Raw genomic sequence first — 24,426 nt, 5'->3', positions numbered from 1 at the left:
TTGAAGCGGGGGCAATGGTTATTCTGCATTGGAATCAGGATGCTGGGAGCGCATGGCATCTGCGACAAACTCCACCTCAGTGCCAATAATGACCTGCAGGTTGGTTTTATCTACTTTTACGACGCCGCGTGCCCCGTTTTGCTTCAGCCCATCTTCATCGACTTCATCCATATCATTCATCTGAAGCCGGAGCCTCGTCACGCAGTTATCGATCGATTGAATATTGGAATACCCGCCGAGGGCAGCCACGTAATTTTTGGCGAGGGATTCATATTTGTCATCACCGCTGAACGTATTGGCTGTGGTGACCGTTTCTTCATCCTCGCGGCCTGGTGTTTTTATATTCAGCAGCCGGATCAGCGCTGAGAAGACCACGAAGTAAAGAACACCGAATATTAATCCGACTCCGAGCAGCAGCACAGGCTTGGTCGCAATGCCGAAGTTGAGCAGGTAGTCTATGAAGCCGGCGGAAAAACCAAAGGCGTCTAATATCCCCAACTGGAATGTTACCATCATTGCAAGCCCGGTCATAAGTGCGTGCACGACATAAAGCAGTGGGGAAAGGAACATGAATGTAAATTCAATTGGTTCTGTAATGCCGGTCAAAAAAGAAGTTAGAGCCAGGCTGCCGAGCATGCCGGCCACTTCTTTGCGGCGCGCCGGCTTCGCAGCCATAATCATAGCGAGACACGCGCCCGGTAGGCCGAACATCATGATTGGAAAGAATCCGGCTGTATAGGCGCCAGCGTCCGGGTCACCGTTTAAGAAACGGGTGATTTCCCCGTTATAGCCCTGAAAGGAACCAAAATCAAACCATATATACACGTTGATAATATGATGAAGACCGGTGGGAATCAAAAGCCGGTTCAAAAATCCGTACAATCCGGCCCCGGCAGCTCCTGTATTTGTAATAACACTGGTAACCTGATCAATTCCGGTCTGAACCGGAGGCCAAACATAGCCGAAGATAAAAGCAAATACAAGCATTGTGACGGCGGTAATAATAGGTACGAACCGCCTGCCTCCGAAGAAGCCGAGGAACTGCGGCAGCTGAATGTTATAAAAACGGTTATATAATAGTCCGGCTGTAATACCTGCAATAACGCCGCCGAATACTCCCATGTTAATATCTTCGTTTATCCCTTCCAGTCCTCCAGTTAGAATTAAATAACCGACAACGCCCGCAAGTGCAGCGGCACCGCTGCCGTCCCTGGAAAAACCAATCGCCAGTCCTACCGCAAACAGCAGTGCCAGGTTGTCGAAAATAAGCTGGCCGGCGTTTGCAACAAAGGCGATATCAAGCAGGTCCTCCTGCCCGAAACGCAGTATAAGAGCAGCAGCCGGAAGGACTGCGATCGGAAGCATCAATGAACGCCCGAGCTTTTGGAACTTGCCCATGATTTGAAGATTTCCAAGCATAAGTAGATCCCCCTTTAAAAGAATGTATGATGAAAATGTACCTTATTTTAGTTATAGATGTCTATACCAATTTTCTTAAAAATTTAAAAACTCTGTTAAAGAATCTGACGACATCCATAAGGTAACGCTTACAAACATAGTAACATATTATATATAGATGTCTATACCATTTTTACAATAGATTTTTAACACAAAGATGGTACGATAAAAAGAAAAAGAAAGGTGATCAAAGTGAAATTTGACCTTCATAATCATCACGATCGCTGTGGCCATGCGGAAGGAACAATTGAAGACTACATTCAGGCAGCGATCCGGAATAATCTCGACGTGATCGGTATTTCCGATCATTCCCCGTTCTTTGCAAGCGACGAAGAGCGCCCGCATCCCCGCATTACGATGGCAAAAGGGGAGTTCCCGGCTTATATTGAAGAAATCCGGCAGCTGAAAGAAAAATACATAAACGATATTGAAGTGCTGATCGGTGTGGAATCCGACTATTTTCCGGACCAGGAAGCACCGTACCGGGAGCAGTATGGTAAATATCCGATGGATTACGTAATCGGTTCGGTTCATTTTGTAAACGGCGTCAACATTTTCGAAACGTCCAGATGGGAAGGCATGGATGATGCGGATATCCGTCAGGTAAAGGAGGAATACTACCGCCAGGTTGCGCTTTCCGCCAAAAGCGGCATGTTTGATATTCTGGGCCACATCGATGCCCTGAAGGGTTATTTTCCGTATGCGGCAGAGATTGAGACCCCGGAGGTGGAGAAGACTCTCCGGATAATCGGGGAAGAAGGGACCGCCATTGAAATTAACACCTCCGGCAAGACCAAATACTGCGGGGGCTGGTACCCATCGGACGATATGCTCGAACGCGCCCTGTATTACAATGTTCCTGTGACGTTTGGTTCCGATGCGCATGTGCCGGAGAGGATCGGGGACGATCTGGAAGAAGTGCGGCAGCGTCTGAAGCAGATCGGCTACCGCTCCTGGAGGTTTTTCCGGAAGCGCCGTCCGGTGGACGTTAAACTGTAAGGTGCATAATTTTGTATATATAAGCCGGAAAGGAGCGTATTCACGCTTTTTTCCGGCTTTTTACATTCATATAAAAATAATTAATATAGGCAGCTGTAAATATCGAGAATGAAGACCGATGAAAGTAATAGAAGAATAAAGTACGATAGAAGAGGATCCGTGTAAAATTTATAATTATACAGCAGGAAGGTATAGACGCAGGTGCGCCAATATGAAAAAATATATTAAGTATAATTTAAATATTTAATTGTTTTTGTATTTGTGCAGCAAAATGAATCAATTTCTATACAGGTGCAAAACGATCAATATTACGGAGCCCGTCACTGAAGAAAGGAGATTTACCCTTAATGCCAGCAAAATATGAAGAACAGTTACAGGAAATTCTGCACGAGGCGATTCAGGAGCATAACTACGACCGCGCCGAGCAGGCCGTACACCATATGCGTAACCTCGATCGGATGGAGGCCTTTATCGCCGGGGAGGACGTCAGCTACCCGGAGCGAACCGCCGTAGAGGCCGCAGGTGCTGGAGAAAACGGATTGGTCGACTTGTCCGCTCCCACAGTCTCCTTCAGAGAGCAGCCCCGGGTGAACGGAAACAGCATTTCTGCAGGACGGGGCAGGGAAACGCTCCTTTTATACTACATTGAAGAAGAAGGACTGCTGAAATTTAAAAAAGCACCACAGACATATGCTGTAAGCGTTGATTTTTTCAGAACGTTTTTGCAGAATCTGGTTTCCTGGAAAAATAAGTCTCCTTTTTCCTCCAAGGATTACTTTGAAGCCTTCGGGGATTCCCTGAAAGAGAAATCCACCTATCAGGCCTCGACGCTGCGCCAGTTTATAACACTTCTGTTCCGCTATTGTGTAAAGCTTGATATTCTTGAGAAGCCGGAGGTGCATCAGCGCAGCAGATATATTCTGGCAGACGGTATCAGCGTTGAAGAGATCATCGACTATATTAAAGAACATAGAATACTGCAGATGTAATATAAAGATAAAGCATAGCTTCCTCCGCCTGCATTACGGCGGAGGAAGCTATTTTCAATTTAATAAGTCTATTATAACGGGTATAAAGTTTTACGTAGGTCCAATATCACTAATAAAGTTACGGATTTATGTGCAAAATTACATTTGTGTAACAAAAGTGCTCGTTCTATTGAATTAGTTAAACCGCCAACATATAATACGAGTAGCTTATAAAAACGGAAAAAACATATTAAATAATTTAAAAATAAAATAACAGGAGGTGTAATCGTCTTAAACTCTTAATAATAAAAAATATCCCTTTTATTACATATATTTCTATTCAGATGCTTCTATCTGAAACTTTAGAATCATAACATACAAACTCCGGATATTAAGAGGCCTGACAGACGAAAACATAATGAAAAAATTCTTATTCAGCGCTGCGCTTGCAGCAGGACTTCTTGCCACACCGACTGTCGCAGACGCAGCGCTCGGAGACCAGACATTAAAAGTGGGCCACCGGAACTCCGATGTAAAAGAACTGCAGGAGTATCTGCAAAGCGAAGGATTTCACACCGGATCCATTGACGGCGTATTCGGCCCGGTAACAGCGAGTTCACTGAAATCATTCCAGCGTGCGAAGAGTATCGGCGTAGACGGTGTCGCAGGGCCAATCACGTTCAGTAAAATGAACCTTGGCGGCAGCTCTTCCTCTACTGTCTCTTCGAATACTTCAAGCTCGAGCGTATCTTCAAGTCTCCGCCAGGGCGATCGCGGGAGTGAAGTAAGCAGTCTGCAGAGAAAACTGAAAAGCAAAGGATTTTATAACAGCTCTGTGGACGGAGTGTTCGGTCCTGTAACGGATTCAGCCGTAAAAAACTTCCAGCGTACGGCTGGCATCGGAGTGGACGGAGTTGTCGGTCCGGTTACCCGGAAGGCGTTGAACAGCAATATAACAGCTTCGTCGGGAAGTTCAAACTCTTCCTCAAATTCAGGCAGTGCGGTAGCCGGAGTATCGACAGGTTCTTCGTCAGCAGTAGTCAATACAGGCAAGCAGTATATGGGCACTCCGTACGTATGGGGCGGGACTTCTCCAAGCGGCTTTGACTGCAGTGGCTTTGTTCAGTATGTCATGAAGCAGCACGGAGTAACAACGAAGCGGACGGTCGCACAGATGTGGACACAGGTCTCCAGAGTTTCAAGTCCGAGCGTTGGTGATGTAGTATTTTACGAAACAAGAACCGGACCTTCCCATATGGGCTTTTACGTTGGAAACGGCAAGTTTCTCCATGCCGGGGCCTCGACAGGCGTCACTATTTCCGACATGAACAGCTCCTACTGGAAATCCCGTTATATTGGTGCGGGCCGCTTCTAAATAAAATAAATATCCGTGAGGCTGAAAGCAGAGTAGTTGCTTGCAGCCTCTTTTTTGTGATAAAAGTCGTATTTGGCAGAGAATATGAAACTAAGATATTTTTACTTTGTTTGAGGGGTTGTGTGCTATACTTAAATTACTTAGTCTGTTTTCCATGCCGAAGAAATAATGAAGGCCTAGAGCCGGCCCAAAGGAGTGGAAGAATTGATTGACATTAACAGCTACATCTTAAATGATGAAGACGAAACGACCGAGAAAGAGAACAATGTCAGGCAATTACTCGCAGAGTACCAGCAGGCAGGAATGACAGATATTATTGCTGCTCCAAAGCAATGGCACGGTAACAACAAACATCCCGGAGACACGATTCCGTTCTTAATTGAACAGTTTCAGAAGCAGTGGCGCGGTGAATTGGGCACTGTCCGTATTCATCCAGGACAGTGCGTAAGGCTGATGGGCACACTGGTAAATGAATTAAAAACGGAAGAGGCATTAACGCTGAATGGAAGCCGGTACGTGCTTGTGGACTGGAACGAAGAGCTGTCCTATCATCAGATGCATGTGCATTTACATGAACTGCGTATGGAAGGGTACATGCCGATCCTGGCAGAACCGGAGAAGGATGCCGGCTTCCAGCAGCATCCAGAGGAGCTGTACCGATTGGTTAAAAATGGATCACTGGCACAGGTGAACGCGGGAAGCCTCAGCAAAAATGCGCCAAAGCCGCGGAGGCATCTGGCTGAAAAAATGGTTCAGCACCGGTGGGCAAATATTGTGGCAAATGTAACCATTGATTCCGTAGAGGACCCTTCCATGGAAGCTGCTTTCGACAGCATTGAAAAGCTTGCCGGCAGAGAGTATGCCCAAATGCTGAAGGACAATGCAGATTGCGTACTGAATAACCGGTATGTCAGCACCGAAGAACCGTCTCCCTTAAAAGAGAAGCGGAAGTGGTTTATGCCAAACCGCTCCAAGGCCAAATAAAAAACGGTGTCCTCAACGAGGACACCGTTTTCGTTATTCTGCGGGCGCTTCTTCGCCGTCTTCAAGCTCGAGGTGTTCCCGGAGCATGCTTGAGATTTCCTGTACTTCAGCCGGGTCCTGTTCCATGTAATATATACCGTCAATGTTCCGGTCCTGTCCGTTTTCAAAGTTAATGTTTTCAATATCATTCCGGGCGCTGAAGTAATTCGAACGCAAATCCTTCATGTCCTCGAAGGTCATATTTGTGCGCACATTTTCCTCCACGACGTCGAGGTAGTCACCAATACGCGTAATGGATGTCACGCTCTGTCCTTTATTTGCGACAGCTTCAATCACCTGGCGCTGTCGTTCGTTGCGCCCGAGATCCCCGCGCGGATCCTCTTTTCTCATGCGCACGTAGGTAAGTGCTTTTTCTCCGTCCATTTCAATTTCGCCTTCTGGGAAATCATATCCATTATCGCTGAAAGCAAAATCGTTCTCCACCGTAACACCGCCAACAGCGTCTACGATGTCCTCGAATCCTTCGAAGTTGATGGTAGCATAGTAGTCAATCGGTACGTTCAGGAAGTTTTCCACCGTGTTCATGGCCATGTCGGCGCCGCCAAATGCGTAGGCGTGTGTGATTTTATCCTTCGTTCCACGTCCGATGATTTCCGTATATGTGTCACGCGGAATGCTGACCATTTTGGTTGACTCTGTTTCCGGGTTGATGGTCGCCACAATCATGGTGTCGGTCCGGCCCGAGGTGCTTCCATTCCGGGCGTCGACGCCCATAAGCAGAATGGAAATCGGCTCACTCGAATCCATGTCTACGTCCACGTCGCGAAGGTCACTCTGGCGGTCATTGCCTTCGTTAATATTTTCTGCGGTATCTGCCACGGAGTCATAGAGATACCAGGCGTAAATGCCGACGGCTATAAGAAGCGCCAGAAACAGCCCGCCAATAATAAGCAATGCTTTTTTCATATGTGTTCATTTCTCCTGTCTGCCTAATTATGTAGTATCGCTTTATTTTATAGTTAATTCAGCAATAGTTCAATAGGCTGTAATTATATGATAGCTGCCACAAATAATAGTCGTCTAAAAGACAGGGAGGTTACAAAAAAATCCAGACAATGTAATTGCCTGGATTCGTGTCGTTATTTGCTCAACCCTTTAATGGATTCCGGCGTGGCACCAGCAGTCATCGCGCAGAAGGCTTCCTGCTCTTCCGGAGAAAGTGTCTGGATAAACTGCTGCAGCTGCTCGTCATCCGCCTGCCTGCGCAGCTTCTCTACCTCCTCGATATAAAGACGGCGTACAGAATCAGGAAGCGCCTGGACGTCTGCCGGCAGTTCTCCTGCCGGCTGGAGCAGCGAGCAAAGGCTTTGGTAGCGGAGCTGCAGCTTGCGGGTCAGCTGAACCGCATGTGTCCAAAGCGTATACAGCTCTTCGTTATTGTGACTGAACGCGCTCCGTTCTTCATCGACGCTCCGGAGCGTCTGGATACTAGTTAATGTGATCATAGTACATACCCTCCTCGTGTTCATCCCACGGTTTTTCCAGCGTAATGAATTTTGCGAGCTCCTTGCTTTTCTGCCGGTGGTGCTTCCGGTCCGTTTCGCGGTCTTTACCAGTTTCAAACAGTGTTTTTTCTTCATCGGTTTCCGGAATGACCCCCGGCACCGGCACTGGTTTGCCATGGTCGCCGAGAGCGACAAAGGTTAAAAAGGCAGTTGCAGCAATGCGGCGTTCCCCGCTCATCATGTCTTCAGCGATGACCTTGCAGAAGATTTCCATCGAGCTTGTGCCGGTGTAGGACACAAATGATTCAATGCAGACCGAATCCGTCTGGAAAATCGAACAGAGAAAATCGATGGAATCGGTCGAAGCGGTAACGCATTCCTTTGCGCGGGAATGCCGGCGGGCCGACAGCGTGGCGCAGCTGTCGAGCTTTTTCATCAAAACGCCGCCAAAAAGAGAATTATAGTTATTTAAATCGTTCAGCAGTACCTGGTCAGTGTTGACGATACGGCTTTCACGCATTTTCCGTGCCTGCATAGTGAAGTCTCCTTTCATTTATAAGGATACTCCACACATAATCATAATGAAAATGAATGGTTAATATAATTATCATAACCACTGTCTATGATAAATACATTAATCGCCCTGCTTCATTTGGGAAAGCACCGGAATGGAAAAATCGAGCCACTCTTTAGCGATAAACGAAAGGTAGTGCTCGCGGTGCCAGATGAGGCCGAGCCTCCAACGGAGCGCCTCTCCGGCAAGCGGGCGGATAACGACCTCGCCGCCAAGCTCCCGGCAGATGCTTTCAGGAAGGAGGGTAATGCCGAGGCCGCTCGCAACCATTTTCTCAATAAAGTCCCACTGTGAGCTTTCTGAGAGAATATTGGGCATAAATCCGATATCCCGGCAGGCAGTAATAATCTGCTGGCGCAGGGAGAAATCCTGGTTAAACAGCAGAAAGCGCTCCTGACTGAGCCCGGCAAGGCTCACAGACGGCTGAGCCGCAAGCTTGTGGCTGGCAGGAAGCACGACCTGGAGTGGTTCGTCGACAAACGGGTGCGTATGAAAAAGCGACTCCTCTGTCGGGAGGACCACGGCGCCAATGTCGAGATCGCCGTGCAGCAAGGCTTCTTCTATTTTTTTCGATCCATTTTCTTCAAGGTGCAGAGTGATTTCCGGATACCTTTCGTGAAAAGGCGCGATCACCTGCGTGAAAAAGGAGGAGCTTAAGATCGGCGGCAGACCTATACGGAGCTGTCCCCGCTTCAAGCCGCGCAGGGCATCAAGCTCATGCTCAAGCCCGTGGTAGGCGTGCCGTATTTTTTTGGTCTGCTCAAGCATGACAGCACCCGCATCAGTGAGGGTCAGCTTTTTACGCGAGCGGTCAAACAGTGTTACTCCCCATTCCTCTTCGAGCTGCTGCAGCATCTTGCTGATAGTGGGCTGGGTAACATACAGGTGTTCAGCGGCGCGTGTGATGCTTTCAAGCCGGGCAGCCTCCATGAAATAGACGAGCTGGCGGTAGTCCATATAATCACTCCAATGGTTCAGATGAGTTTATTGTAATAGAGTCATATCAAAAAAGAAAATGTTGACTTTCTTAAATGAAAGCGTTAACATTTAGTTACTTATTAAAACAATTTTAAAAAGTATAGGTGGCTATCATGACGGTAACGAACGCAAATATGTTAAAAACAGCAAACCGACGGCGTGTATTTGAATTGCTGCACCGCAGTGAAGAGCCGATGACCCAGCAGGAAATGGCTAAAACGACAGGCTTAACAGTGGCCTCCGTAGGAAATATTCTGGTTGATCTGGAAAAAGCACGACTTCTTCAGGAAGCAGGACAGGCGCTGTCTAACGGAGGAAGAAAACCAACACTGTACACATTGGACGGCGAATGGCACTACCTGGTTGGCGTGAGTATTTCGGTTGAAGAGGTCGTGCTTGTGATTACTACGTTAAAGGGGGAGATAATTTACCGGGAGACAGAATCCTTTTCTCTGACGGAAGAGCCTGAAACGGTAATAGGGAGAGTGATACATGAACTACAAAAAATCGTAAATACGCCCGAATTCCGGTTAAAAAAAATGGTAGGTATCGGTATTAGTTCACCCGGCCCGGTCAATGCGGATAAAGGTACCATTTTATCCCCGCCACACCTGCCTCTATGGCGGAACATCCAAGTCGTTTCTTTATTTGAAGAAGCGTTTGCTGCAGCTGTCTGCCTTGAAAAAGACGCGAACTGCATGCTGCTCGGGGAATGGCATTACGGTCATGCGCGGGAGGCGGAAAACGTTCTATATTTCATGATCGATTTTGGTATCGGGAGCAGCTATATCATTAATGGCCAACTTTTCCGTGGGACGACCCACCTGGCGGGGGAGGTCGGATTCGACAGCAGCCGACTGCGTCCGAAAAACAATGTAACAGGGAAGGCATTATACTCCATTCTTCCAATCATAGAAGAAACCAAGGGCCGGATACATCGAGGCGATTCAACATCACTGCCGAAAGATTTACATTCCATAGAAGAATTCATTGAAGGCCTGGCAAAAGGGGACCCGCTGGCACAGGAGATCATTCAGGAAAGCATGGAGGACGTCAGCTGTGCCATTGCAGATAAAGTCAATTTTCTTAATCCAGAGCTGGTCGTCATTGGCGGAAGGTTGATTACAGCTGTGCCGGACTTTCCTGAAGAAGCGGAAAGAATAGTCAGGGAATGCGTCTATCCTGAAACAGCAGGCGCCATGGAGTTTATTTCGTCCAAGTTCGGGCAGGAAGCGGAAGCGATGGGAGCGGCTTCCCTGATTTTAAAACGAGCGCTGCACTAAAAAATTTCTGCAGCCTTTAGCTTTTAGAGACTTATTAAAATTGTTTTAAGAAGTGAAGATCTACAAAATACTGCAGATCGGAGGCGGAGCCTCATGAAAAAAACAATACCAATCGGAATATCTATGCTGGTAATAGCAGGTATGACTGGCTGCAGCAGCGAAAACCCCAGCGCTGAAGAGAAAGAAACGCTCACCTGGTATACGACAGCAGGGTATTCACCTGAAGCCCCATCAGCCGCAACTTCAGAGTATATTTCAGGAAACATTCAGTCGTTTGAAAAAGAGCACCCGGATATGGATATTCAAATAAGTCTTCAATCGAGCAACATTGATGAAGCAATGGCCAGGCTGCTTGAACAGGCAAATACCGGCCGGGCCCCGGATATGGCTGCGATTGACGGCTATATGCTGGATCGTTACAAGGAATACCTGCAGCCCCTGGATGAGCTGATGGAAGAGCGCGGCATCGATCCGGATGATTACCTTCCCTTTGCGGAAAAGGTGCTGCGGGGCGATGATGGAAAGATTTACGGCCTGTATATGAGCACAGATACGAGAATGCTTTATTATAACAAGGAAATCATTGAAGAACCTCCATCGACCTGGGACGAAGTCATTGAAGTATCCAATGAAGTACAAAAAGAAGGCTATGAAGGACTTGTGCTTCCACTGGGAATTGGAGAAGGCACCTCAGTGACGTCGTTATGGCCGTTGTTCTGGTCGCAGGGCGGCGAGCTGGTGGATGAGGAAGGCAACCCGACGTTTGGCGAAGGAAAGAACCGGGAGGCCATGATCCGTACGTTTGAAACGCTTGACCGGGCCCAGGAGGAAGGAGCGGTTTCCAAACGCATGGCAAGCTCTGGACAGGAAAATGATGCCAACGGGGAAGTTGCTGCCGGCGATACGGCCATGTTTTTAGGTGGAAGCTGGCAGGCAGCCACGATAGAGGAGATACTTGGTGATGATTTTGAGAACTGGGAAGTAGCTTCCCTCCCGACTGTTGAGGAAAATGATCCAACCGTATCAAGCGCCGGCGGCTGGGCATGGGGTATTTTTGCGGAGGATCCAAAAAAGCAGGAGGCCGCCTTTGATTTCCTTGTGAACTCCTTTATCAGCGAGGAGGGAATGGGTGAATTCACTTCGATTCAGGGATCGCTGCCGGCCCGGGAGTCGGTATATGAATCTGATTCCTACAATCCGGGCGCTTTCAATGACGAGTTTCTAACATCTCTGGAAACAGAGGCCGAAGCCCGCCCAGGAGCCTCAAAATATAACGAAATTTCGGTACAGCTGCAAACGGCTATTTCCCAGGTAATATCCGGAAGCAAGGAGCCGGAACAGGCGGTCGATGATGCATGGGAGATTGTCACCTTTGGAGAAAGCGGTGAGAGCGAATGAGCACATACGACAAAGCGTTTCCCCCTCAGCAAACGCAGCAAAAGAGGAGGCCGAGAAAAACAATTTGGGACACTCCGTATCCCTGGCTGATCCCTCTCTTGCTGGTGCTCGCTGCAGTGTTTCTTTATCCGATTCTCCAGATAGTGCGGCTGAGCTTCACTGATGCAAATATGATTCAGGTGGGGTACGACTATACGCTGGAATCATACCTTCGCATGTTTACGCTTCCGGGTTTTTTCCCAATGATCGGAACGACGGCATTCTTCGTGTTTTTCAGCGTTGTTTTTCAGCTCTTTGCCGGTTTTATCGTTGCGCTTCTCATTGTGCAGGGCGAAAAAATGAACCTGCGGGGAACGGTTATCGTGCGTACCTCTGTCCTCGTTGCCTGGGCCATTCCGGGCGTCGTGATCGGGGTAATCTGGGGCATGCTGTATAACGAAACAGACGCAGGCATTATCAATTATGCCCTGAGCACCGTCGGCCTCGAGCCCGTTTCCTTTCTCTCCGACCCGACCATGGCGCTGTTGTCCGTGACGCTTGCAAATATATGGCGGGGTACTGCGTTCAGCATGATCTTAATGTATGCAGGATTGAAAACGGTTTCAAAGGATGTGCTGGAAGCAGCGGTCATCGACGGGGCAAGTGCGCTGCAGCGCATGAAAAATGTTATTCTTCCAGCGATCGCCCCTATTATCCTGGTCAACCTCATCATTATTTCGATTGATACCTTTAACACGTTCGATATGGTGATGGCCCTCACAGGCGGCGGGCCGGGTAACAGCACAGAAGTTATCGCTTTAAGTATCTACACAGCTATTTTCAGGGAGTTTAATCTCGGAGAAGGCGCCGCGACCGCCGTAGTACTGCTGGTTGTGAACGTAGTGATGACGCTTGTGTACTTAAAGGTACTCGGCCGAAGGGGGGAAGAATAAATGATGGTAGGTGCGAAAAAACAGCGATGGATAAGGATTGGGCTGTATACAAGCTATGTGCTTGTCGTCCTCAGCTTTTTATTTCCGCTTCTCTGGGTGCTTTCCCTGTCCCTGCAGACAAGGTTTGAGGTGCTGCAGGTGCCTCCAAGTATCATACCGACAAGCTTTGCGATCGGGAACTATCGGGAGGTGCTTGATACAGCCCCGGTGCTGCAATATTTGTGGAATTCGTTTCGGATTGTAGCTTCAACGGTAATACTGACACTGATCATCGCAGTACCGGCAGCGTTTGCCTTATCAAGGTACCGGATGAAGTTTAAAAATCAGCTGATGGTCGCCGTGTTAATGACACAGATGATTTCAGCAGTAGTTATCACCATCCCATTGTACCGGCTGTTTGCAAGCTGGGGGCTTTTGAACCAGCTGTGGCTGGTCGTGCTCGTATACGTCGCCGTCGTGCTTCCATTTACCACGTGGTTTTTGAAAAACTACATTGATACCGTCCCGGTGGATATGGACGAGGCGGCAATTATTGACGGGTGCAACAAATGGCAGATGCTGAGCCGGGTCCTGTTTCCGGTCAGCATGCCAGGTATCGTTTCCGTCGTGATTATTGTCGCCGTGCAGAGCTGGTCGCAGTTTGTCATTCCATTCATTCTGATTGATGATGCGTCGCTGTACCCGGTCTCGGTTGGCGTGGTGAATCTCCAGTCCACCCAGACCCAGATTACGACCCACCTGCTAGCTGCAGGAAGCATTATGTCCATTATTCCAGTAGTCATTTTATTCGTCCTGCTGCAGCGCTACATTGTCGGAGCATTGACAAGCGGAGCTGTTAAAGGATAGCAGGGATTTACTTCAGAGAGGATGAGAACCATGTTTTGGACAGAAGAAAAATTAGCACAGCGGATAAGCGAATTAAAGCAGTTCCGATATACCGGAAAGCAGTCGATCGAGCGTTTTCAAACGGTGGAGGAACAAACGGGAGAAGAAATCATACAGGCCATGCCGGAGCAGGAAACGACCGAAATGAACATTGGCGACCGCTGGGAAGGGAGGGACCGCTACCTCTGGCTGAAAGCAGAAGTGGAGCTGCCGGGCGAGTGGCAGGGAGAAAGGGTCGTCGGCGTGTTTGACTTCGGGAAAACGGGCGGCGGCCACAATTCCGGATTTGAGTCACTGCTGTACGTGAACGGCGAGCCGTTGCAGGCCGTTGATGGGAACCACAAAGAGGTGTTTTTTCCAGAACGGTTGATCGGGCAGAAACTTACGCTGGAATTCCGGCTCTGGTCCGGGCTCGAAGGAATTAAAGGAAACCGGGAGATTCAGGAGCACCGGCTGCAGACTGCCTTTATCTCCTGCCTGCATGAGCCGGCGGATGATCTGTATTACACAGCAGAAGCGGCGCTGGAAACCGTGGCTGTGCTAGACGAACGGGATGCTAAACGGGCACTGCTGCTGCAGGCGATCGACCGGGCATTTCAGCAGATCGACTGGCGCGTGCCGGGGAACGGGGCGTTTTACGAGTCGGTGGAAGAAGCGAATGACAAGCTTCATAACGACCTGAAGCCGTTGCAGGAGGAGCATCCGCTGACCGTGCGGGCCGTCGGTCATACTCACATTGATGTCGCCTGGCTCTGGCGTCTTAAGCATACGAGGGAAAAAGCGGGACGTTCCTTTTCCACTGTCCTGAAATTAATGGACCAGTATCCGGAATACCAGTTTCTGCAGACGCAGCCCCAGCTGTATGAATATATAAAGAACGACTACCCGGAGATTTACGAACAGATCAAACAGCGCATAGCTGAAGGACGCTGGGAAGCCGGGGGAGCGATGTGGCTTGAAGCTGACTGCAACATTCCTTCCGGTGAATCCTTAAGCAGGCAGCTGCTGTACGGCCAGCGCTTCCTCGAACAGGAGCTGGGGGTGGAGCGGTGCCGCTATTTGTGGCTTCCGGACGTGTTCGGCTACTCGTGGGCACTGCCGCAAATTTTAAAGCAGGCAGGGATCGACACATTTATTACGACCAAGATCAGCTGGAACCAGTACAACCGTATGCCTCATGACACCTTCACCTGGCGCGGAATCGACGGCACTGAGATTGCTGCTCATTTTATTACGACGCCGGATGGGTCAAATAAATATACCTACAACGGTGAAATTGAAGCCGAAAGCATCCAGGGGATCTGGGATCAGTACCGGGACCGTTCCTTTAATAATGAGCTGCTTCTGTCCTACGGATACGGAGACGGAGGAGGCGGGGTGAACCGGGATATGCTGGAGAAAATCCGCCGGTTTGATGAAATGCCCGGACTTCCGAATGTAAAAACGGGCAGGGTCGACGAGTATCTTGACGGGCTTCATGAACGCATGGAGCAAACCGATCAGTATGTTCATACGTGGGACGGGGAGCTGTATTTGGAGTATCACCGGGGCACGTACACCAGCCAGGCGTACAATAAAAAAATGAACCGCACCGCAGAGCAGCGTTACCGCCGGGCGGAATGGCTCGACACACTCGCGTATCTTCAGAACGGTTCGTGGCACAAGGACCGGCAGGAAAGGCTGCAGAAGGGATGGAAAATCATTCTGCGCAACCAGTTTCATGACATTATCCCGGGCTCTTCGATTCGGGAAGTGTATGAAGACAGCACAAAGGAATATGCAAAGGCACTGGAGCTCGTCGAAGCAAATGAACAGGAAGCGAAGACGGAGCTGCTGAAGCATGAACATGCCGGAGAGGCGCAGACTATTTTTAATCCAGCCTCCCACTCGCGCGGGGCACTGGTCCAGGTGCCGGATGCAGAAAAGAGCTGGACCGACCATACGGGTGAGCAGTTGGATATGCAGACAGCAGAATCAGGAGAAGTGCTCGTACATGTGCCGGACCTGCCGGCGCTCGGGTACAAGGTGATCTATTCCGCCGGGGCGGCTCAGAAAAGAAAGGGCACGCCGTTCCAATACGACAACCACCGGATGGAAACGCCTTTTTATACGATCGATTTTAATGAATATGGCCAGCTCGTGAGCGTGTATGATAAAAAATCCAGGCGCGAAGCATTGGCCGGCCCGGCGAATGTTCTCGAAGTGTTTGAGGATAAGCCGCTCGCATTTGATGCCTGGGATATTGATATTTTCTATAAAGAGAAACAGTACACCGTCTCTGACTTGAAAGCAATACGCCTGATCGAAAACGGACCGCTTCGAGCAGTCATCGAATTGGAATGGAGCTATCAGTCTTCGGCGATTTATCAAAGGGTGATCGTATACAGCCATTCACGAAGAATCGATTTTGAAACGACAGTTGACTGGCACGAGCATCAGCAGCTGCTGAAAGCAGCGTTTCCAGTACAGATTCGTGCCACTGAAGCGACCTATGATATTCAATACGGCAATGTCACGCGCCCAACCCACTGGAATACAAGCTGGGATATGGCCATGTTTGAAACAGTGGGCCATCAATGGGCAGACCTTTCGGAGCGGGATTACGGGGTCAGCCTGCTTAACGACTGCAAGTACGGCTATGACATTAAAGACAACGTCATGAAGCTGACGCTGTTAAAATCCGCGATAGCTCCGGACCCGACCCAGGATCAGGGTGAGCACGTTTTTACGTACAGCCTTTTCCCTCACCAGGGAGACTGGTTTGAAGGAGGCACCGTTCAGGAAGCGACTGAGCTGAACGTGCCGTCAGAAAGTGTTTCCGGAGGCATGGAAGCGCAGGAATACAGCTTTCTGCAGCCGGATGCAGCCAATATTACCGTGGACGCCGTCAAGCAGGCAGAGGATGATGAAGGAATTATCGTGCGTCTGCATGAGCACGGGGGCATGCGCGGGGAAGTAACGTTTACAAGTGCCCATAGCTTTTCCTCCTGCATGGAATGCAATCTGCTGGAAGAACCGGAAAAAACGCTCGCCGCCGGGTCCAGTTTAAAGCTCCACTTCAAACCGTATGAGCTCAAAACAATTAAGCTGACAATTTGAACATTACGGAATTTACAGTCCGGAAGACCTCGGTTAATGATGTCTTCCGGGCTTTTTTATGGCCTCGCCGCAAGCCTTATGCATAAAATTACGAAAATATGATAAGCTGTTGTTATGGAAAAAACGCAAAGGAGCAAACGATTATGATTGATTTGCATTCACATATACTCCCCGGCATAGATGACGGGGCCGGAACCATTCAGGACAGCATCGAAATGGCAAGAGCCGCGCAGGCGAACGGCATACATACCGTAGTTGCTACACCTCACCATAAAAACGGCGCCTGGGATAACAGCGGCCAGGACATTCCCCACCTGGTGGACTACGTCAACGAGTCGCTGAAAAGCGCCCGTATTGACGTGAAGGTGCTCCCGGGCCAGGAGAACCGGATTAACGGAGAGCTGGTCGATGATTTGAAAAAAGGCATCTCGATCGGCCTGAATCACAGCCGTTACGTGTTTGTTGAATTTTCGAGCGCACAGGTGCCACGGTACGCGAAGCAGCTGATGTTTGAGCTGCAGGTGGAGGGCTATGTGCCGATCATCGTACACCCCGAGCGGACGAAGGCGTTCCGCGAGCAGCCGGACCTTTTGCATGAGTTTGTGAAAAACGGTGCCCTCACGCAGGTTACCGCTCACTGCTTTACCGGTAAAGTCCATAAAAGCATCAAGCAGTTTGCTGAAGACATGGTGAGCCATAACCTGACGCATATCGTGTCGACGGACGCTCACAACATTGACCTGCGCCCGTTTGACCTGCGCGAAGCCTATGAGTACATCGGCGATCAGTTGGGATCAGAATACGTGGATACCTTTTTGGAAAACGCCGGGCGTATTATTGAAAACAAAGATCCACTGCTCGACGAACCGCTAAAGATCAAGAGCAAGAAAAAGTTTCTCGGCTTATTCTAGTGAACTGAGGGAATTAAGAGAAGATTCACGAGAAGCTGGCTGGCCTTAAGGAACCGCAATAAAAAGGAGAAAACAAATGCCAACTATAATTACAAGCGCAATCATTTCAGTTGCAGTAGAAGCAGGACAGGAAATCATGGATGTGTACGGGCGGGATTTTACGGTCGAGCATAAAGAGGACGATTCCCCGCTGACAGAAGCGGACAAGCGCGCCCATAACGTTATTGCCAAAGGGCTTCACGAAGCAGATCCGGAAACTCCGGTCATAAGCGAAGAAGGAAATACCGTAGATTACGAGCAGCGTAAAGACTGGGACTCGTTTTGGCTCGTGGATCCGCTGGATGGTACAAAGGAATTCGTGAAAAAGAATGATGAATTCACGGTTAACATCGCAAAAATTGAAAACAAATACCCGGTTATAGGAGTTATTTATGTACCTGCACAGGACGTGCTGTACATCGGCGGGCAATCATTCGGGGCATATAAAGTGACTGACGTTACCTCCAAGCTGCCCCTCAGCGAAGAGCTGCTCCGGCAGCACGGCGAAAAGCTTGCCGTTTCCAGGCCTGAAGACAAAGCGCATGTGGTGGCAAGCCGGTCACACATGTCAACGGAAACGGAAGCATTCATTAATGAACTAAAAGAAACATACAGCGCCGTAGACGTGGTGTCCGCCGGCAGCTCACTGAAATTCTGCCTGATCGCAGAGGGGAAGGCCGATTTTTATCCGCGATACGCTCCGACGATGGAGTGGGACACAGGAGCGGGACAGGCGATTGTAGAAGCCGCCGGAGGAACGGTAGTAAGATACGAAGACAATGAAAGGTTCTATTATAATAGAAAAGACCAGACCAACGGCTGGTTTATTGTAAAATTGGTTTAATCATAATTTTTTTAAAACTATAAACTGATGAAAAGAGACTCCCGCAGTGGGTCTCTTTTGCTGTATAATCATCCCTATAAGAATGGTAGGAAATAGAGGGGTTCATATGACCATTGAAATGGGTGTTGTATTAGTATTAATCGTAGGGATGCTTTTGGCGCTGTTTTTTGAAGTCGCGCGGCCGGATATGATCGTATTTACTGTGCTGGTTATTCTTCTGATCAGCGGTATCCTTACGACGGAACAGGCCCTGATCGGCTTTTCCAACGAAGGGATGCTGACAGTTGCGCTTTTATTTATTGTCGCTGGAGCAGTGCAGAAGAGCGGGCTCGTAGAAAGGTTTATGACTCACTGGCTGCAGAAGAGCCGCGGACCGGTGTCATCAATGGTACGCACCTTTGTACCAATATCCGGCATGTCGGCCTTCTTAAATAACACCCCGATTGTAGTGGCCTTCACCCCAATTATCAAAAAATGGTGCGAAGATCGTGGTTACGCTCCCTCCAAGTTTTTAATCCCGTTGTCGTACGCGACAATTATGGGGGGCACAATTACGTTGATCGGAACTTCGACCAACCTGGTGGTACACGGGATGCTTCTGGATTACGATATGGCGGGGTTCGGCATGTTCCAGCTGGCGATCGTCGGCCTGCCGCTTACGGTCGTTGGGCTCATTTATCTGTTTACGATTGGTTACCGTATATTGCCAGCCTATGAAGGAACGCAGAGACGGATGGAGGATGAGGCCAAGGAGTACCTGTGTGAAATGAAGGTTGAGTCTGCATTTCCATATGTACGGAAAAGCGTTCAGGAAGCAGGGCTTCGGGACCTGCAGGGGATGTTTTTGATCGAAATTATCCGCCGGGATGAACGGATATCGCCGGTGAGCTCCAATACCGTTGTGCAGGCGGGCGACCGTCTGATTTTCACCGGGGTACTCGAGAAAATGGCTGACCTGCAGCGGACGGCTGGGCTTACACTGAAAACGGGCACCGAGCTGACGCTCGATGACCTGCAAAACGGATCGAATCAGCTGGTGGAAGCGGTCGTTTCCCACCAGTCGTCACTCCAGGCTAAAACGATCAAACAGGCGCAGTTTCGTTCGTCCTACGATGCAGGTGTAGTGGCGGTGCATCGTAACAATGAAAGGATCCAGAGTAAAATCGGAGACATCCGACTGCGTCCCGGGGATTCACTTCTTCTTCTCGCCGGTTCGGATTTTCTGCAGAAATACAAGCGCTCGAATGATTTTTACGTTGTTTCTGCCCTGGAGACGCCGGGCTCCATCAGAGAGAAGCCTGTGAAAGGATGGTTCTCGCTCGGGGTGCTGCTGGCGATGATTGCGATTGTTACAGTCGGATGGCTCAGTATGTTTCAGGCAATGGCGCTTGCGGTACTCATTTTTTTAGTGGCGCGTATTATTACACCCGAGGAAGCGAAGCGCTATGTGCAGTTTCAGGTGCTGCTGTTAATTGCGAGTGCCTTCGGGGTAGGATCAGCCATGACCGAAACGGGACTTGCCGCCTGGATAGCGAAGGGGCTGCTTGCCTTCGGGGAACCGCTTGGTATCATTGTAGTTCTGTTTTTTGTTTACGCCCTGACAAACCTTTTTACGGAGCTGATTACAAACAGTGCGGCAGCCGTGCTGATGATTCCGATCGGACTTAGTATTGCCGAAAGCCTGAATGCTGATCCGATGGGGTTTGCCGTCATTATTGCGATCGCCGCTTCGGCAAGCTTCGTCACGCCGATTGGGTATCAGACGAACCTGATTGTGTACGGGCCAGGCGGATATAAATTTTCCGACTATATTAAAGTCGGTTTGCCGCTTACGGTCATTGCGATGGTGATGACTGTCGGTATTGTGTATACGTTTTATTTTTAGCTGTTAAAACAAGCTGAAGTATATGTTCTTTTATGGAAATTTTCGGATTTCGTCTTTACAATTTGAAGGATTTTCGTAATACTTAAGAATGGAATAATGAACGAGGGGAGATCTCATGAAGCGATCAATTGGGTTATTTATCCTCGTCCTGATCACGGCGGTGGTGCTGATAGCAGGATGGCTGTATTACCAGGACCGCATCGATAACGCTGGCGGAGCCGGTGAAAGCAGCGGCGAACAGCAGAACAGCGGCAGCGCCTCTTCGGAGGGCGGAGCCGGAAGCGGGATTAACGCCGAAGGGCTGGACGGTGCTCTGCAAAGCCAGCTGGAAGAAGCGAAGCAGTCCGGCGATCCGTTGCGGCTCGTAGTGGCCGGCCCAGGTGCGGTGACGTCAGAGGGCGACAACAGCTTTCCGCAGCAGCTGGCTGATCGGATCGAGGAGAACTGGAACGGAATCAGTACTGAAGTAGAAACGATTACATATGATGACAGCACGTCCCTTGAAGTGCTGAACGAAGGCGGGCCGGAGGAAATGGCCGGTGCTGATGCCGATTTATTTATCTTTGTGCCGTTTGCGGTGAGTGATAATGGCACGGTCAGCAGCGACGATACCATTTACGCTACCCGTGAAATTACGGAAGCGGTGCAGGAAAACGACAGCGCGTACTATATCAGTGCGCCGCAGCCGTGGTACGAGGCGCAGTACTACTTAGAACAGCTCGACGCCGTAGAAGGATATGCCGACGAGGCCGGGGTCACCTACCTGAATCACTGGAGCGCCTGGCCCGCGGTGGATGATGAAGAGCTGATTGACTATGTCGGCGAAGACACGCCGGTACCGACGGAACAGGGGCATACAGCCTGGACGGACGGCATCTGGCAGCAGTGGACAGAAAGCGGGTCATAAAAAGGTCCTGCTTTTTGGAAAAACGGACCGGGGCACGCGGGAATATGCTATACTACGCCTATAATGAATACAGTACCCGGCCGATATAAGGAGTAACGAACAGAAATCAAAAGGAGTGTGCGCGTTTGGCACGAAAAAGAAAGCAAGAGACGAACACGAATCAGCGGAAGCTCATTACCTGGCTGAATAGCAAATCCCCGGTATCCGAGCAGTACCGCACGATTCGTACTAATATTCAATATTCCTCGGTGGATAAAGAAATGCAGGCAATAGTAGTCACGTCGGCAGGCCCGGGGGAAGGAAAGTCCACCACGGTGGCAAACCTTGCGGTAACAATGGCCCAGCAGGAAAAGAAAGTGCTTCTCATCGATGCTGATCTGCGTAAACCGACCGTGCACTATACATTCCGCCGGATGAACACCCACGGAATGATTAATGCTTTAACCAATCACGGCGAATACGCGGGCTACGTCCAGGAAACCGAAGTGCCGAACCTCGATATTCTGCCGAGCGGCCCGATTCCGCCGAACCCGTCTGAGATTCTGGGCAGCCGTTCAATGGCGCACCTGGTGGAGCTTGCCCGCGAGCAGTATGATGTGATTTTGTTTGATGCGCCGCCGGTGCTCGCAGTGACAGACGTTCAGGTTATCTCCCGCCACTGCGACGGAAGCATTCTCGTTGTCAAAGCCGGAGAAACCGAAAACGATGCCGCCCGGAAGGCGAAGGACCTGTTGGAAGTAAGCGGCGTGCCCATTCTTGGCTGCATCCTGAACCAGAAAAAAGGTATGGATCAAAGCTATTACTACTATTACGGTTAAACAGAACGAGCCGGCTCCTGCAATTCAGGAGCCGGCTCGTTTGCATTTCAATGGTAGTGGTTTTAAGAGCGGGGAAGTCAGCTGTAATCCACCAGGGAAAAAAGCGTTTGAACATTATGCTTCTCCAGCTCAGTAAGTATATCCCCCGAGACGGGCTCGTCTGAAATAAAATAATCAATCTCATTTAAAGAGGCAAAGGAAGAAATAGAGCTTTTGTTGATTTTTGAATGGTCGATAAGAGCGACAACTTTACTGGCTTTGGACACCATATGTTTTTTCAAATCGACTTCGTAGACGTTAAAGTCCGTAAGCCCTGTATTTACTGTAAAACCACTGGCGGAAGTAAGCATGAAATCAACATGAATTTTATTTAACATATCAATTCCCAGCACGCCCTCTAAAGAACTGGAACCGTGACGGACCACCCCTCCTAAAAGAATGACTGTTAAATTAGGGTTTTCTCTTAATTCCAGCGCAGTGTAAATACCACTGGTGACTACAGTAAGGCGCATCTGGCTTTCCTTCAGCAGCCGGGCAAACTCAAGCGCCGTTGAACTGGCGTCCAAAAGTATGCATTGGCCGTCTTCAATCAACGACATTGCCATATAGGACATCGTAATTTTTTCTGTTTTGTTTTTCTTTTCCCTTGATGAAAAGTTAATTTCGTTATCTTCTGCTTCAGGCAGAACAGCCCCGCCATGAGTTCTGCGAAGCAGCCCTTCGTTTTCCATGTCCTTCAAATCGGAGCGAAGCGTCACTTCTGATACCTTCATTTTCTCTGCCAGACCGCGGACAGTTACACGGCGGTCAACATTTAAGTATTCGAGGATCTTTTGCCGGCGTTCCGCTACAAATAATTTAGTCATCGTTTCACCCTTCGACTCATATTCTCTTTCTAATAGTAGAAGAAAAATTCACTTTTAGCAAAATATTTAATATAAATTCCTCTGAAATATTTCATTTTGTCTTGTTCACCTTATATCACTTATTTTTGAATAAATGATCATTTTCGAAAGTAAATAAAAATAAAAATTGACAAACAAAAGATGAAATGCGAAAATTTAATCAAATATTAACAGAAACGGGGATTGAAAATAGTGAAAATTGCTATTGGAAGTGATCATGTCGCATACGATTTGAAAGAAACGGTAAAAAAACACGTGGAAGAGCTCAATCATGAGGTCATTGATTACGGCTGCTATAACTGTACAGAGGTGGATTATCCGGATGTTGCATTTGAAGTGGCGCAGGACATTAACGATAATAAAGCTGACCGGGGAATTCTGATCTGCGGCACCGGTATTGGGGTAGCTATTTCGGCTAACAAAGTCCCAGGCATTCGCGCGGCTCAATGCCATGACGCCTACTCTGCTGAACGGGCCCAATTAAGCAACAATGCTCAAATTATTACGATGGGCGCCCAGGTTATCGGTGCAGAGCATGCTAAAAAAATTGTACAGACGTATTTAAGTGTAGAATTTCAGGGAGGCAATTCAGAGCGGAAAATCAATAAAATTTCAGAAAAAGAAAAAGAATTTATGAAAAAATAAATTTCAGGAGGTTTAACGGTGAAAAAGTTAATTAATGACCCGGATATGGTCGTCGAAGAAATGCTTAATGGTTATTTGAAAGCGCATTCTCATCTTGTGAGGGGGATAGAGGCGCATTCGCGAACGATCGTCCGCACAGATGCTGGCTTAAAGCAGAAGGTCAGTTTAATTATTGGAGGAGGCTCCGGCCATGAACCGGCTTTTATGGGTTATGTAGGCAAAGGGATGGCTGATGGTGTCGCGGTGGGAAATATCTTTTCTTCTCCGCCTCCGGATCCAATCGTGGAGGCCATAAAAGCAACGCATACCGATCAGGGGGCTCTGCTTTTATACGGGAACTACCAGGGAGACATTATGAATTTCGGGATGGCAGCCGATATTGCAGACATGGAAGAAAACATAGAAGTAAAGCAGATCATCGTAAAGGATGATATTGCGTCCGCACCGAGGGAGGAAGCGGAAAAACGAAGAGGGATCGCCGGAGAATTCTTTGTGACGAAGGTGGCTGGAGCAGCCGCTGAGGAGGGTCTTTCGCTCGACGAGGTGTACCGTATAACCGAAAAGGCCAACCAGAATGTAGGCTCCATGGGCGTCGGCCTCTCCCCATGCTCACTTCCGCAAACCGGACAGCCAAGCTTCAGTCTCGAAGAGGATGAAATGGAAATCGGCCTTGGCCACCACGGGGAGCCGGGCGTGGAAAAAACCAAGCTGGCTACTTCAAACGAGGTTACTGAGCGTATTTTAAACAATATTATTGATGAAATGGATATTACATCCGAGGAGGAGGTCTCGGTGCTTATTAACGGCCTCGGGTCCACAACCAGAATGGAGCTTTACATCATGTACGACAAGGTGGAAAGCCTCCTGAATGAAAAAGGAATAAATATCTATACTTCCTATGTAGGGGATTATTGTACATCCCTGGAAATGCGAGGGTGCTCTATCACACTTTTAAAAATGGACGAGGAATTAAAGCCATTTATTGATGCTCCGGCCAAGTGCCCGATGTATACACAGAGTTAAGCAGGAGGGGA

22 protein-coding genes are annotated in these 24,426 nt (G+C 48.9%); 16 read left to right on the top strand and 6 right to left on the bottom strand.

Annotated features, from left to right (window positions below):
* Nucleotides 1–18: 18 nt before the first annotated feature.
* Nucleotides 19–1,419 carry an N-acetylglucosamine-specific PTS transporter subunit IIBC gene (nagE, locus tag SIC45_RS13910; RefSeq protein ID WP_319632618.1) on the bottom strand — a complete coding sequence of 467 codons (1,401 nt, stop codon included), beginning with the start codon at nucleotides 1,417–1,419 and terminating at the stop codon, nucleotides 19–21.
* A 231-nt stretch (nucleotides 1,420–1,650) separates the two neighbouring features.
* Between nagE and SIC45_RS13905 the strand changes: the two genes are divergently transcribed.
* The 4 genes from SIC45_RS13905 (at nucleotide 1,651) to SIC45_RS13890 (ending at nucleotide 5,784) form a co-directional block, all read left to right on the top strand.
* On the top strand, nucleotides 1,651–2,457 hold the full coding sequence (locus SIC45_RS13905) for a histidinol-phosphatase (protein ID WP_319632974.1): 807 nt from the start codon (nucleotides 1,651–1,653) through the stop codon (nucleotides 2,455–2,457).
* A gap of 347 nt (nucleotides 2,458–2,804) precedes the next feature.
* The gene (locus SIC45_RS13900; protein ID WP_319632617.1) at nucleotides 2,805–3,446 is read left to right on the top strand and encodes a hypothetical protein; all 642 of its coding nucleotides are present in this window, start codon (nucleotides 2,805–2,807) and stop codon (nucleotides 3,444–3,446) included.
* 397 nt (nucleotides 3,447–3,843) lie between these two features.
* Entirely contained in the window at nucleotides 3,844–4,800 is a 957-nt protein-coding gene (locus SIC45_RS13895) for a peptidoglycan-binding protein (RefSeq protein WP_319632616.1), read from the top strand.
* A 204-nt stretch (nucleotides 4,801–5,004) separates the two neighbouring features.
* Nucleotides 5,005–5,784, top strand: a complete 780-nt coding sequence (locus SIC45_RS13890) for a CpsB/CapC family capsule biosynthesis tyrosine phosphatase (RefSeq protein ID WP_319632615.1) — start codon at nucleotides 5,005–5,007, stop codon at nucleotides 5,782–5,784.
* 33 nt (nucleotides 5,785–5,817) lie between these two features.
* On the opposite strand, the gene SIC45_RS13885 is transcribed toward SIC45_RS13890, so the two are convergent.
* The 4 genes from SIC45_RS13885 to SIC45_RS13870 form a co-directional block, all read right to left on the bottom strand.
* Complete coding sequence (locus tag SIC45_RS13885; protein ID WP_319632614.1) at nucleotides 5,818–6,750, bottom strand: LCP family protein; 933 nt, start codon at nucleotides 6,748–6,750, stop codon at nucleotides 5,818–5,820.
* A 173-nt stretch (nucleotides 6,751–6,923) separates the two neighbouring features.
* Nucleotides 6,924–7,289 (bottom strand): hypothetical protein, encoded by a 366-nt coding sequence (locus SIC45_RS13880; protein ID WP_319632613.1) that lies wholly within the window; start codon nucleotides 7,287–7,289, stop codon nucleotides 6,924–6,926.
* Nucleotides 7,273–7,824 (bottom strand): acyl-CoA thioesterase, encoded by a 552-nt coding sequence (locus SIC45_RS13875; RefSeq protein ID WP_319632612.1) that lies wholly within the window; start codon nucleotides 7,822–7,824, stop codon nucleotides 7,273–7,275. The genes SIC45_RS13880 and SIC45_RS13875 overlap by 17 nt, the downstream gene beginning before the upstream one ends.
* Nucleotides 7,825–7,923: 99 nt before the next feature.
* Nucleotides 7,924–8,820: a LysR family transcriptional regulator gene (locus SIC45_RS13870; protein ID WP_319632611.1), complete on the bottom strand. Its 897-nt coding sequence runs from the start codon at nucleotides 8,818–8,820 to the stop codon at nucleotides 7,924–7,926.
* A gap of 134 nt (nucleotides 8,821–8,954) precedes the next feature.
* Between SIC45_RS13870 and SIC45_RS13865 the strand changes: the two genes are divergently transcribed.
* The 10 genes from SIC45_RS13865 to SIC45_RS13820 all read left to right on the top strand — a co-directional run bounded on the left by SIC45_RS13865 (nucleotide 8,955) and on the right by SIC45_RS13820 (nucleotide 21,842).
* Nucleotides 8,955–10,124, top strand: coding sequence for an ROK family transcriptional regulator (locus SIC45_RS13865; protein ID WP_319632610.1), 1,170 nt, complete (start codon nucleotides 8,955–8,957; stop codon nucleotides 10,122–10,124).
* Between the two features lie 93 nt (nucleotides 10,125–10,217).
* A complete protein-coding gene (locus SIC45_RS13860; protein WP_319632609.1) occupies nucleotides 10,218–11,522 on the top strand; it encodes an extracellular solute-binding protein in 1,305 nt (434 codons plus the stop codon).
* Nucleotides 11,519–12,454 (top strand): sugar ABC transporter permease, encoded by a 936-nt coding sequence (locus SIC45_RS13855; RefSeq protein WP_319632608.1) that lies wholly within the window; start codon nucleotides 11,519–11,521, stop codon nucleotides 12,452–12,454. The genes SIC45_RS13860 and SIC45_RS13855 overlap by 4 nt, the downstream gene beginning before the upstream one ends.
* On the top strand, nucleotides 12,455–13,300 hold the full coding sequence (locus tag SIC45_RS13850) for a carbohydrate ABC transporter permease (RefSeq protein WP_298786190.1): 846 nt from the start codon (nucleotides 12,455–12,457) through the stop codon (nucleotides 13,298–13,300). It abuts the gene before it with no gap.
* 30 nt (nucleotides 13,301–13,330) lie between these two features.
* The gene (locus SIC45_RS13845; RefSeq protein ID WP_319632607.1) at nucleotides 13,331–16,438 is read left to right on the top strand and encodes an alpha-mannosidase; all 3,108 of its coding nucleotides are present in this window, start codon (nucleotides 13,331–13,333) and stop codon (nucleotides 16,436–16,438) included.
* Between the two features lie 143 nt (nucleotides 16,439–16,581).
* Nucleotides 16,582–17,349 carry a tyrosine-protein phosphatase gene (locus SIC45_RS13840; protein ID WP_319632606.1) on the top strand — a complete coding sequence of 256 codons (768 nt, stop codon included), beginning with the start codon at nucleotides 16,582–16,584 and terminating at the stop codon, nucleotides 17,347–17,349.
* 76 nt (nucleotides 17,350–17,425) lie between these two features.
* Entirely contained in the window at nucleotides 17,426–18,232 is an 807-nt protein-coding gene (gene cysQ / locus SIC45_RS13835; RefSeq protein WP_319632605.1) for a 3'(2'),5'-bisphosphate nucleotidase CysQ, read from the top strand.
* 106 nt (nucleotides 18,233–18,338) lie between these two features.
* Nucleotides 18,339–20,117: an SLC13 family permease gene (locus SIC45_RS13830; protein WP_319632604.1), complete on the top strand. Its 1,779-nt coding sequence runs from the start codon at nucleotides 18,339–18,341 to the stop codon at nucleotides 20,115–20,117.
* Between the two features lie 115 nt (nucleotides 20,118–20,232).
* Nucleotides 20,233–21,024, top strand: a complete 792-nt coding sequence (locus tag SIC45_RS13825; protein ID WP_319632603.1) for a hypothetical protein — start codon at nucleotides 20,233–20,235, stop codon at nucleotides 21,022–21,024.
* Between the two features lie 125 nt (nucleotides 21,025–21,149).
* Nucleotides 21,150–21,842: a CpsD/CapB family tyrosine-protein kinase gene (locus tag SIC45_RS13820; RefSeq protein WP_319632602.1), complete on the top strand. Its 693-nt coding sequence runs from the start codon at nucleotides 21,150–21,152 to the stop codon at nucleotides 21,840–21,842.
* 77 nt (nucleotides 21,843–21,919) lie between these two features.
* On the opposite strand, the gene SIC45_RS13815 is transcribed toward SIC45_RS13820, so the two are convergent.
* Nucleotides 21,920–22,708: a DeoR/GlpR family DNA-binding transcription regulator gene (locus tag SIC45_RS13815; RefSeq protein ID WP_319632601.1), complete on the bottom strand. Its 789-nt coding sequence runs from the start codon at nucleotides 22,706–22,708 to the stop codon at nucleotides 21,920–21,922.
* Between the two features lie 231 nt (nucleotides 22,709–22,939).
* Between SIC45_RS13815 and rpiB the strand changes: the two genes are divergently transcribed.
* Together rpiB and SIC45_RS13805 are read left to right on the top strand one after the other, a co-directional pair.
* A complete protein-coding gene (gene rpiB, locus SIC45_RS13810; RefSeq protein ID WP_319632600.1) occupies nucleotides 22,940–23,392 on the top strand; it encodes a ribose 5-phosphate isomerase B in 453 nt (150 codons plus the stop codon).
* Between the two features lie 18 nt (nucleotides 23,393–23,410).
* A complete protein-coding gene (locus tag SIC45_RS13805; protein WP_319632599.1) occupies nucleotides 23,411–24,415 on the top strand; it encodes a dihydroxyacetone kinase subunit DhaK in 1,005 nt (334 codons plus the stop codon).
* The last annotated feature ends 11 nt before the right edge of the window (nucleotides 24,416–24,426 follow it).

The sequence above is a fragment of the Marinococcus sp. PL1-022 genome (assembly GCF_033845285.1).
Lineage (GTDB): Bacteria > Bacillota > Bacilli > Bacillales > Marinococcaceae > Marinococcus.
This window is presented reverse-complemented; position numbering and strand designations above follow the sequence as displayed.

What these genes read in the sequence shown, in the direction of transcription:
- SIC45_RS13875 (WP_319632612.1), bottom strand. Translation starts at nt 7,824, where the DNA reads ATGCAGGCACGGAAAATGCGTGAAAGCCGTATCGTCAACACTGACCAG.
- SIC45_RS13870 (WP_319632611.1), bottom strand. Translation starts at nt 8,820, where the DNA reads ATGGACTACCGCCAGCTCGTCTATTTCATGGAGGCTGCCCGGCTTGAA.
- SIC45_RS13815 (WP_319632601.1), bottom strand. Translation starts at nt 22,708, where the DNA reads ATGACTAAATTATTTGTAGCGGAACGCCGGCAAAAGATCCTCGAATAC.
- SIC45_RS13850 (WP_298786190.1), top strand. Translation starts at nt 12,455, where the DNA reads ATGATGGTAGGTGCGAAAAAACAGCGATGGATAAGGATTGGGCTGTAT.
- SIC45_RS13855 (WP_319632608.1), top strand. Translation starts at nt 11,519, where the DNA reads ATGAGCACATACGACAAAGCGTTTCCCCCTCAGCAAACGCAGCAAAAG.
- SIC45_RS13900 (WP_319632617.1), top strand. Translation starts at nt 2,805, where the DNA reads ATGCCAGCAAAATATGAAGAACAGTTACAGGAAATTCTGCACGAGGCG.
- SIC45_RS13825 (WP_319632603.1), top strand. Translation starts at nt 20,233, where the DNA reads ATGAAGCGATCAATTGGGTTATTTATCCTCGTCCTGATCACGGCGGTG.
- SIC45_RS13840 (WP_319632606.1), top strand. Translation starts at nt 16,582, where the DNA reads ATGATTGATTTGCATTCACATATACTCCCCGGCATAGATGACGGGGCC.
- SIC45_RS13830 (WP_319632604.1), top strand. Translation starts at nt 18,339, where the DNA reads ATGACCATTGAAATGGGTGTTGTATTAGTATTAATCGTAGGGATGCTT.
- SIC45_RS13865 (WP_319632610.1), top strand. Translation starts at nt 8,955, where the DNA reads ATGACGGTAACGAACGCAAATATGTTAAAAACAGCAAACCGACGGCGT.
- SIC45_RS13860 (WP_319632609.1), top strand. Translation starts at nt 10,218, where the DNA reads ATGAAAAAAACAATACCAATCGGAATATCTATGCTGGTAATAGCAGGT.
- SIC45_RS13880 (WP_319632613.1), bottom strand. Translation starts at nt 7,289, where the DNA reads ATGATCACATTAACTAGTATCCAGACGCTCCGGAGCGTCGATGAAGAA.
- SIC45_RS13895 (WP_319632616.1), top strand. Translation starts at nt 3,844, where the DNA reads ATGAAAAAATTCTTATTCAGCGCTGCGCTTGCAGCAGGACTTCTTGCC.
- SIC45_RS13885 (WP_319632614.1), bottom strand. Translation starts at nt 6,750, where the DNA reads ATGAAAAAAGCATTGCTTATTATTGGCGGGCTGTTTCTGGCGCTTCTT.
- nagE (WP_319632618.1), bottom strand. Translation starts at nt 1,419, where the DNA reads ATGCTTGGAAATCTTCAAATCATGGGCAAGTTCCAAAAGCTCGGGCGT.
- SIC45_RS13845 (WP_319632607.1), top strand. Translation starts at nt 13,331, where the DNA reads ATGTTTTGGACAGAAGAAAAATTAGCACAGCGGATAAGCGAATTAAAG.
- cysQ (WP_319632605.1), top strand. Translation starts at nt 17,426, where the DNA reads ATGCCAACTATAATTACAAGCGCAATCATTTCAGTTGCAGTAGAAGCA.